Annotated in this window: 1 protein-coding gene; it reads left to right on the forward strand. The window is 66.3% G+C overall.

The window, feature by feature from the left end; genetic code table 11:
* Nucleotides 1-79: 79 nt before the first annotated feature.
* A partial coding sequence (locus tag NNY25_RS11455; protein WP_265571758.1) for a hypothetical protein occupies nt 80-7,395 on the forward strand: 7,316 nt, incomplete at its 3' end.

Genomic DNA, 7,395 nt, shown 5'->3' on the forward strand with positions numbered 1-7,395 from the left:
ACGTGCGCGTGCGCGTTTTCGTGGCGTTTGCCCGAGTTAAAGGGTCGTCTGCAGCGGCTCGAAAACAGGGGATTGAATGATGGCGAACTTGACGCGCAGCGCGCTTCTCACCGGTGTTTCTCTCGCGGCGGTGGGGATGATCACTCCGACCCATGCGCTGGCGCAGACCATCGAACCGGGTGGCGGCTCGACGACGTCGGGTTCGGTCGTCAATGACACGATCACCATCAACACGATCTGCGACGACGACGCCTTCCTTTGGTGCGGCGTCACGGACACGAACAACTCGGGTGACGCGACCGCGGTGGTCAGCGACACGAGCAACGGCCAGATCGAGCAGATCGGGATCGCCACGACCGACAGCGCCGTCATCAACCTGCAGATGAACAACACGGACAGCGGCATCATCCAGGCTGGCGCGTACGCTTACGACGAAGCCGCTTCCGCCGTGACGGCCAATGCCACGATCCTCGAATTCGGCATCCACCAGGCCGGCACCACGCTGGGCCCGGACATCAACGTCGTCATCAATGCCGACATCTCGAACAATGCCTATCTGGGGATCGGCGCCATCGCCGAGGCGACCAATGCGGTCGGCGGCGCTGCCGCCTATGCGCGCATCGGCACCGCCGCGACGGGCAGCAATTCGGCCGCCATCTGGCAAAGCGGGCAGGGCGGCACCGTCGACCTGTCGATCTATAACGGTCCGGCAACGCCTTCGGGCACGACGTCGGCCTTCATGGAAATCCTCGCGAGCGCCGAGGCGTATGTTTCGGGGTCGGGCGGCGTTCCGGCCGCGATCGCGAGCGCCTATATCGAAGTCGGAATCGCGCAGGTCGCGAGCGAGGCGTCGGGCGTGGCCGACATGAACCTGACCAACGACGGTATCATGTTCATCCAGGCGAACGCGGACGCGGATGCGACCGAAGGCTTGTTTGCCGATGCCGACGCGCACATCAATATCGGGATCGTGCAGTACGCCGAAGAGGGGCCGTCGAGCGCCGCGGCGATGATCCAGAACAACGGCCTGCTCGGGGTCGGCGCCGTCGCCTATGCGAGCGGCAATTCGGCGGCCGACGCCGAGGCCTTCATCGGCATCGGCATCGGGCAGATCGTGTCGGCGACGAGCGCCAATGCCACGATGGTCAACGCCGGTGCGATCGCCGTGCAGGGCATCGCGGGCGCGTGGGGCAGCAGCGAAGCGACCGCGCAGGTCCAGCTTGGCACCGAGGGCGCCGTCATCATGCAGGAAGTCGGCGGTGCGTCCGCGGGCGCGCTGATCGATAACCAAGGCGGTCTCATGATCGCCTACGGCACGGCCGGCGCGTATGCGTCGAGCGGGGCCGCGGTTGCCGAAGTGAACGGTGCGGCCATCGGCCAGGAAGTGAGCGGTCTGTCCGTCGATGCGGATATCGCGAACTCGGGCACGATGGGCGGCTCGTTCCGCGCGGTGGCCGCTGCGTCGGACGATGCGCAGGCGAACGTCGACGCGCTCGTCCTCTACCAGACGGGCGAGGCCATGGTGGGTGACTACCACATCGAGAATAACGGGCTCCTCGTCGGCTACGCCACGGCGAATGCGGACGCCGATTTCACCCGCGCAGGCGCGAACGCGCAGCTCGTGGGTGCCTGGCAGGTCGCCTACGGTAGCGACATCGGCGTCTCCTTGAACAATACCAGCGAAATGCTGTTCCGCGCGATCGCGGACGCAGAAGCAACCGCGAATGCGACGGCGACCGCGCAGGTCGGGAACGTGACGTCGGGCGCCGATTATTACAGCGAACGCACCGCCGGGCTCGAGCAGTTTGCCGCCGCGGAATCGGCTGACGTCAGCTTCTCCAATTCGGGCACGGTCGGTATCGCGGCGGCCGCGTTCGCGTCGGCTTCCGACGCCGAAGCGGCGGCACAGGCCAACGGTCTCGACCAGTACGCCTATGGTGCCGGTGTGGCGAACATTTCCCTCGTCAACGGCACTTCGCTGACCGGGACATCGGTCGGCACCTTCAGCGCGTGCAGCGGTACGGTCGCCTGCATGGGCGTCTTCGCAGGCGCCTTCGCCAATGGCAGCAACGCCTTTGCGGAAGCGGCGGCCTATGGCAACGTCCAGGTCGGCAACGTCGGTTCGACGACGGCCTCGGTCAATCTCTACGGCGAGAACTGGGGCGTGCTTGCGGTCGGCGCCAACGCCTATGCGAGCGGCAGCTCCTTTGCCGGCGCGTCGGCCGAGGCGCGTGGCGGCCTGGTCCAGATCGCCTTCGCGGACGGCGACCTGTCCAACGCGAACCTCCAGGTCGTGAACAACGGCCTCATCGATGTAGCGGCCAACGCGACTGCACTGGGCGGCGGCAGCAACGCCGATGCCTACGCGACGGCGGGTGGCGGCGTCTTCCAGCAGATCTTCAACCTCGGCAGCGTGACCGAAAGTGCAACCGCCCCCAATGCGGTCGCGATGGTCACCAACGGCGGCACGATCAACATCGCAGCGCACGCCAGCGGCACGTCGGCGGGCGATCCGGACGCCTCTGCGAATGCGGGCCGTGCGGTCAACCAGCTCGTCTTCAATCTCGGCGGCGGCAGCGCCGTCGCGATGATCGACAATAGCGGCGTCATCTCGGTAAGCGGCGAAGCGGTCGTGGAAGATGGCGGGTTCGGCTATGCGTTCGCACGCGTGGGCGGCGACGGCCTGTCCAACATCGGCCAACTCGTCATCGCGCAGAATGCCAATGCCTCGATCGCGAACGCCGGCGACATCATGCTCGTCGCCGACGCTGACGTGACGAACGTGTCCTCGGGCGAAGCGGCTGCCTATGCGCGCGACGGTCTCGGCCAGGTCGTCCTCGGCAGCACGGCGGCGGCCTCGATCTCCAACGCGACCTCGGCGGCGATCTTCATGTCGGCCAATGCGTACGCCTCGGGCGGCAACGTCGATGTCGATGCGTGGGTCGACAAGATGGTCGAGCAGGTCGCCGACGCGAATGGCGGCGACGCTAGCGTCCATCTCGACAACCTCGGCGCGATCTCGGCGCTCGCGTCGGTTTCGGCTATCGGCAACTTCGCGGGCGGGGGTGTCGGTCTCGGCACCGAAACCGCCGTAATCGGCCAGTATGCCTATGCTGACGGTGCGGTCGCCTCGGTGGCGCTCTTCAACGGCGGCAACATCTCGATCGGCGGCAACGTCAACGTCAGCGCCACGACCGGCTTCGTCAATGCCGACGCCGACATCGGCATCGGGATCTACCAGTCGGCGATCAACTACGCCTCGGGCGGCAGTGTCGTGTTCGCCCCGCTGGCGATCACGTCGACTGGCGCGACGGTCATGTTCACCAATACGGGTACGCTGACCGCGTTCCTCGACGTCGATGCAGTCGGCATCTCCGTCGAAGCGGAAGCGAGTGCCGATTGGATCCTGCTGCAGAATGCGGCTGCGGTGGCCGGTGACGCCAATGCGAGCATCATGAACAGCGGCATCGTCGACATCGACATCAGCGCCAACGGTAGCGCGGTGGCGAATGGCGCCGGTATTGCGGGGCTCGACAACGGCTTCGGCCAGCACGTCTATGCGTCGACGGGCGATGCGGCCGCGGCGTTCACCAATTCGGGCACGATCGATGCCCTCGTGGCGGGCTTCGGCTCGGGCGAATACGCGGTCGGCGCCGCGCGGATCGGAACCGGCGAGAGCCAGGGCTTCGTCCAGCAGGAAGTGTACGTCAACAGCTCCGGCGCGGTGGCGATGGACTTCGTCAACACGGGCGGCATCAAGCTGGTCGCCGACGCCGACGCGTCGGGCGACACCGCGAATGCCGACGCCGACGTCTGGGGCTTCATCAACCAGAGCAACGAGGACGGCACGGCCTCGATGCTCGTGATGAACATCACCAACAGCGGCACCATGTCGCTCTCGGCGAACGCCTTCGCGACGGGCACGGACGCTTCTGCCAACGCCTATGCCTATGGCATCTGGCAGCACAGCCGGTCCGGCAACGCCAACAACGCCGTCGGGTCGATCACCAATAACGGGACGCTCCACGTCGACGCGGTCGCATCGGCGGTCGGCACGGGTGTGGCGGATGCCTATGCGGTCGCCAGCGGCGCATGGCAGACGATCGATGCGGCGACCGGTGCGGTCACCGCGACCTTCCTCAACACGTCCGTCTACGGCCTGAAGGCCGACGCGGACGCTTCCGGCACGAACGCGTTTGCGGCCGCCGAGGCGACCACGATGATCTGGCAGGGCCTCGACGGGGTGACCGCCGCCAATGCGAACGTCACCAACTCGGGCACGATGAGCATCGTCGCCATGGCCGACGCGGTCGCGGCGGTGACGGGCAATGCGGCGGCTTCGGCCTACGCATCGGGCCTCGCCTACCAGAGCGCCGATGCGACCGGGACCAGCGGGACGGCCAACGCCAACCTCGTGAACAACGGCCTGATGAGCGCGCTCGGTGACGCCAACGCCACCGCGGCAAGTGAGGCTTCCGCGCTCGCGGGGGCCTACGGCATCTACCAGGCCGCGCGTGCGAACGGCACGTCGGGCGTTGCCAATGCCATGCTGACCAACGCGGCCACGATTTCGGTCGGGGCGTCGGCCTTCGCCTCGGGCGGAACCTACGCCAACGCCGACGCGCAGGCCTTCGGTGTCGAGCAGATTGCGGAAGGCTCGAGCGCCAACGCCATGCTCCACAACGGCGGCCTCATCGACGTCTTCGCCAATGCGACCGCGATCAACGCGGATGGGCCTGCATACGCGTATGCGGATGCGGACGGCCTCAGCCAGCAAGGCGAAGGCAGCACGGTCTACGTCTCGATCACCAACGCCGCCACGCTCTCGGTCCACGCCACGGCCAGCGCCGAAGGCAATGGCGGGGGCGCCTATGCTTACGCCGATGGCGTCTACCAGCGCGCCGATGCCACGGGCGCGACGGCGACGGCGTTCTTCTCCAACACGGGCATGGTCGATGTCGGCGCGATGGCCGACCTCGCCGGCGCCGGCTCAAGCTTCGGCCAGGCCTATGCTGTCGCCAGCGGCGTTGACCAGAATGCGGAAGCGGGCACCACGTCGGGCTATGCGCTCGCGTCGGCCATCAATTCCGGCACTATCATGATCCACGCCACGGCCAGCGCGACCGGCAACCACGTGTCGGCCAATGCCTACGCGTACGGTGTCGACCAGTATGCCGAGGCGAGCAGCGCGAACGTGTTCATGTCGAACAGCGGCGCGGTGTCGATTTCGGCGATGGCGAGTGCTCACGCGGACACCAGTGCGCGCGCCTATGCGGGCGCCTATGGCGCGATCGAACAGTACGCGACGGGTGAAACCGCGGCGAACGCGACCTTCTACAACGGTGGCACCGTCGCTGCCGTCGCTTCGGCCCATGCCTCGGCATTCAGCACGTTCACGACCGGTACGCCGGCCACCACGACCACGGTCGGCAATGCCAGCGCCTACGCCTACGCCTATGCTCTCACGCAGACGGCCTATGTCGACGACGCGGGAACGGCCTCGGCGTCGATCTGGAACAGCGGCGTCATCGCCGCGAGCGCGAACTTCAGCGCGAATGGCGGCGATTATGGCTACGGATATGGCGGCGCCAATGCGGTGCAGCAGATGGCCTTCGGCTATGCTTCGGAATCGGTCGCGGCCTACGCTTATCTCGGCAATAGCGGCCTGATCGTCGCGAGTGCTTCGGGCACCGCTTCGGGCGCGAACTTCGCGAACGCCTATATCAATGCCGACGCGGTCTACCAGGTTGCCTACGGTTCGACGGCGCACGCGACGATTTCGAACGGCGGAACGATCAGCGCCTACGCCTTCGCTTCGGCAAGTGCGGCATCGGGGTCGGCCTATGCCGGCGCCAACGCGCAGGGCGTGACGCAGTCGGCCTACGGCACGACGGCGGGCGTCGCGATGTACAATAGCGGCTCGGTGGTCGCGTCCGCGGACGCCAATGCCGCGGCGGGTACCTACGCGAACGCCTATGCTTCGGCGAACGGTGTCTTCCAGTTCGTCGGTGCCGAAGAGTTCGCCACCGGTAGCTACTCGGCCATCTTCACCAACAGCGGCATGATCGACGTCGACGCGAACGCGGTCGCATCGGGCGTCGGAACGGCCGAAGCCTACGGACAGGGCTACGAAGTCTACTTCGCCAACAACGGTACGTTCGATATCGGCAATGGCGGCGACATCGATGTCATGGCGAACGCCATGGCGACGAGCGGTTATGCCGGTGCGCGCGCACAGGGCATGATCGTCCGGGCCTTCGGCACGGTCACCGATCCGGGTACGCTCGTGGGCACGTCGGACGACGTGGTCATGCCGGGCGTCGCTTCGGGGACGCTGACCAATTCGGGCAACATCGTCGTGGCGGCGGTTGCGTCGGGCTCGCTCGGTTCGACCACCACGCCGGTGCTCACGACCTCGGGTCCGGGCACGGCGATCGCGTCGACCCTGACGACCTACACCGCCTCCTCGGCGGCCTATGCGACGGGCATCCTGGTCACGGGCGGTCTCGTCAACGCGACGGTCGAAAATACGGGTACGATCATGGTCGACGCCTGGACCGCCAATGGCGACGCCGCGGACGTTGGTGGCTACACCAATGCTTACGGCGTGCGCGTCACGGGCAATGAAGGTGCCTTCACGCCGACGACCGAGACGTTCGTGTTCACCAACGACGGTGGGATGATCCAGTCGCGTGTGTCGGGTGACGGGGGTGCGACCTTCGCGCGCGGCTTCGCGGTCGACGTGTCGGAAGCGCCCAATCCGTCGATCATCAACCTCTACGGCGAGGGCGACATCTACGGTCACATCCACCTGCAGGACGGCGACACGGTCAATGTCGAGATGGGTCGGACGAGCTTCGACGGCCTGTTCAACCCCGACATGGAACTGGTCGGCGACCTGATCATCTCGAACGGGGGCGAACTGTTCCTGCGCGACGATCCGCACCGGACCGACAATATGTACGACGGTCCGGCCGGCGGTTGGCTCGACACGCTCACGATCGAGGCCGACGGCACGATCGTCTACGAGCTGCCGGTCTACTCCGATCCGGCTCTCGCGGAAGCGTCCTATCCGCAGCTGTTCGTCAACACGGCGAACCTCGACGGGACGTTGCTGGTGCATCCCAACAGCGAGAACGGTCTCTACGCTGACGAATATTTCTTCGACAACGTGATCAAGACCACCAACGATGCGGATGCCTCGTCGCGCAACGGTATGTTCGATACGTGCGGTGTCGACGGCGGGACCATCTTCCTCGCGCTGGAGTGCATCTACGACGCGTCGGGCAACGTCGACCTGGGTCTCGAGCGCATCGCGTTCGACGACTTCGACTTCGACACGCAGAACCAGCTGAGCACGGCGGGCGCGATCGAGTGCTTCTACGGCCTCGATCT

Source organism: Sphingomicrobium nitratireducens (assembly GCF_026157035.1).
In the GTDB taxonomy this organism is placed as follows: Bacteria; Pseudomonadota; Alphaproteobacteria; order Sphingomonadales; family Sphingomonadaceae; genus Sphingomicrobium; species Sphingomicrobium nitratireducens.